Raw genomic sequence first — 3,085 nt, 5'->3', positions numbered from 1 at the left:
CGAGCCGTCGTACGCGTTCTCGAACTGCTTGAGGACGTCGACCTCGTTGCGGCCCCCGTGGGTCGCGCGAGCGCCGGGCGGCGGCGATCAGCAGCTGGTAACCGCGGGCGCGGACCTCGGCGTCGCCGCTGCGCAGCGCGCCGGACAGCGCCGCCCGCGCCTGCGGCCAGAGCAGATGCGCACTCCAGGTGAGGACCGCTGCCTCGTTGTCCCGGGCCCAGGGCCGGCCGAGCGCCCGGACGGCTTCGCGGGCGCGCAGGGCGTGCGGCAGCACCTCCATGGTGGCCGTGTCCGGGATGGCGGGGCCGGCGTCCTCCTGGACGCGGTCGTAGTAGGCGGCCCGACGGCTCGGCGGCATCGCCTTCAACAGGGCGGCGAAGCCGCTGCTCTGCCGCAACCGGCGGCCGAGTGCGAGCAGATCCTCGTCGGGCAGGGTGATCAGGTGGCGCAGCACCGGCCGGGGAAGCCGCTGCCAGCTCACCCAGGAGGCACGCCCGGGCGCGGTGAGCAGAGCGGCCAGGCGGCGCGGATCGTGGGCGGCCAGCGGACCGTACCGGGCGAGAGCGCCGGGCAGCCGGTCCTCGGGGGCGAACCGTTCCAGCAGCCGCAGCACCGGGGCCGGCGGGCAGCGCAGGACGGCGTGACCCACCCGGTCCCAGAGCCGGCTCCGGAGCGCCGGGCCGGCCGCCTCCAGCACGGCGGTCACGTGGTCGAGCAGCGGCCCGGGGTGGCGCTCGGCCAGGGCGGTGAGGTTGGTGGCGTGGTCCAGCTCGGGCAGCAGCCGCCGGACGGTCCCGGCGCCGCACCCCGGCAGCAGCGCCGCGGCCTCGGTGTCGCCGAACCGCTCCCGGACCCGGGGAAGCAGCGCGTCGGCGACCGCCGGGACCCGCCCGGCCCGCACCGTGCGGTAGATCAGGTGCCGGTCGGCGGCCGGCACGTCGAGATCGGGTTCGGTCAGCCAGCCGGCCCGCAGCGACGCCTGGAGCGCCGGCCCGCGCATCGCCGGGTCCGGGTCGTCGAGCGCGGCCAGCACCTCGCCGGGGGCGCCGGCCACCAGCGCGGCGTGCAGGGCGAGAAACCTCTCATACGGCCCGCGGCCGCGCAGGTCGGCGCAGACCCGGGCCCGGTCGGGAGAGCTTCGCGCCCAGCGCGCCACCTCGGCCAGCCGCTGTCCGAAGGGCAGTGCGTCCAGGTCCCCCGCCGAGCTGATCACACGCCCATCCTGCCCGGCCGCGCAACCCGTTTTGAGCGTGTCGGTGACCACCGGCACATTTCGATACGAGGACGTTCCGTTTTCATCGAGCCGGGCCTAGTGTTCTCGACGAATACGGAACCGTTTCGTTTCGAAATCGGGGGCAACATCATGGACAACCCGCAAACCGGGCATCCCCGGCGTTGGGCCATCCTCGGCGTGCTGGTGATCAGCCTGCTCGTGGTCGTGCTCGACAACACCGTGCTCAACGTCGCGCTGAGCACGATCTCCGACCCGGAACGCGGTCTCGGCGCCACCCAGAGCGAGCTGGAGTGGGCGATCAACTCGTACACCCTGGTCTTCGCCGGGCTGCTGTTCACCGCCGGCATCCTCGCCGACCGGCTGGGCCGCCGGCTCAGCCTGATCGCCGGCCTGGTGATCTTCGGGGTCGCGTCGCTGATCTCGGCCTACGCCGGCTCGCCGGACCAGCTGATCGCCGCCCGCGCGGTGATGGGCCTGGGCGCCGCGGCCGTCATGCCGGCCACCCTGTCGATCATCGCCAACGTGTTCGATCCCCGCGAGCGGGCCCGCGCCATCGGCGTCTGGGCCGGCGCGGTCGGCCTGGCCGTGGCGATCGGCCCGGTCATCGGCGGCCTGCTGCTGGAGAACTTCTGGTGGGGCTCGGTCTTCCTGATCAACGTGCCGATCGTGATCGCCGGCGTCATCCTGGTCGCGGTGCTGGTGCCGGAGTCCCGTGACCCGAAGCCGAACCGGATCGACGTGCTCGGCGTGGTGCTCTCGATCATCGGCCTCACCCTGCTCACCTACGGCGTGATCAAGGGCGGCGAGGACGGCTTCACCGAGACCGCGGCCTGGGCCACGATCACCGCCGGCGTGCTGGTGCTGGCCGCCTTCGTGCTCTACCAGAGCCGGATCGACTTCCCGTCGCTGGACGTCCGGCTCTTCAAGAACCGGCAGTTCTCCGCCTCGGTCGGCATCGTCGGCCTGGTCTTCTTCGCGGCCATGGGCGCGATGTTCTTCGGCGCGTTCTACCTGCAGCTGGTCCGCGGCTACGGCCCGCTCGCGTCCGGCGCGCTGTTCGTCCCGTTTGCGATCGGTCAGATGATCTTCGCGCCGCTCAGCGCCACCATGGTCAAGCGGTTCGGCCCGAAGGCGGTCAGCACCGCCGGACTGCTGCTGGTCGCGGCGGCGCTCTCCACGTGGCTGCTGATCGGTGGCGAGACGCCGATCTGGGTGGTCGCCGTGGCGTTCTTCGTGCAGGGCGTCGGCATGGCCAACGTGATGCCGCCGGCCACCGAGGCGATCATGGCCGCGCTGCCCCGGGAGAAGGCGGGCGTCGGTTCGGCGGTCAGCAACACGATCCGGCAGCTGGGCGGGGCGCTCGGCGTGGCGGTGCTGGGCGCGGTGGTGTCCTCGGCGTACCGGGGGCATCTCGGCGACGCCGCCGCGGGCCTGCCCCAGGCCGCCGAGGAGGCCGCTCGCGAGTCGGTCGCCGGCGCGTACGCGGTGGCCGCCCAGGCCGGCCCGGCCGGCGCCGACCTGATCAGCCAGGCGAACGCGGCGTTCATCACCGCGATGCACTACGCCGCCGTCGGCACGCTGGTGTTCGCGCTGCTCGGCGCGCTGGTCGCGGCGATCTGGCTGCCCGGCCGCCGGCCCGGCGGGGCTGCCCCGGCGGCCGCCGCCGAGCCGCAGGACGTGGAACTGGTCGGCGCGTAAACCGGTCGGTAACAATGTCAGCCATGACCACGGCAAGCGCAGTACCGGGGGGGGGGGGGGCGGCCGGAGGCAGCGGCGGGGCCCCCCCCCCGCCAGCCCCCACCGCCGCGCCACCACACGAAGCGTCGGAGCCGGGGGCGCCGCGCCGAAGCG

The 3,085-nt window shown here is 74.1% G+C and carries 1 protein-coding gene and 1 pseudogene; one reads left to right on the top strand and one right to left on the bottom strand.

What is annotated here, in order from left to right:
• Nucleotides 1–1,213: pseudogene (locus tag AB0F81_RS50930) on the bottom strand (hypothetical protein); the annotation flags it as partial.
• A gap of 150 nt (nt 1,214–1,363) precedes the next feature.
• On the opposite strand from AB0F81_RS50930, the gene AB0F81_RS50925 reads away from it, so the two are divergent.
• Nucleotides 1,364–2,932 (top strand): MFS transporter, encoded by a 1,569-nt coding sequence (locus AB0F81_RS50925; RefSeq protein WP_360211650.1) that lies wholly within the window; start codon nt 1,364–1,366, stop codon nt 2,930–2,932.
• The last annotated feature ends 153 nt before the right edge of the window (nt 2,933–3,085 follow it).

The organism is Actinoplanes sp. NPDC024001 (assembly GCF_040638955.1).
Taxonomy (GTDB): Bacteria; Actinomycetota; Actinomycetes; order Mycobacteriales; family Micromonosporaceae; genus Actinoplanes.
The sequence above is the reverse complement of the archived record's forward strand: the minus strand, read 5'-3'. Positions and strand labels throughout refer to the sequence as shown.

Excerpts from the sequence above, each read along its gene's own strand:
- AB0F81_RS50925 (WP_360211650.1), top strand. The coding sequence starts at position 1,364 with ATGGACAACCCGCAAACCGGGCATCCCCGGCGTTGGGCCATCCTCGGC.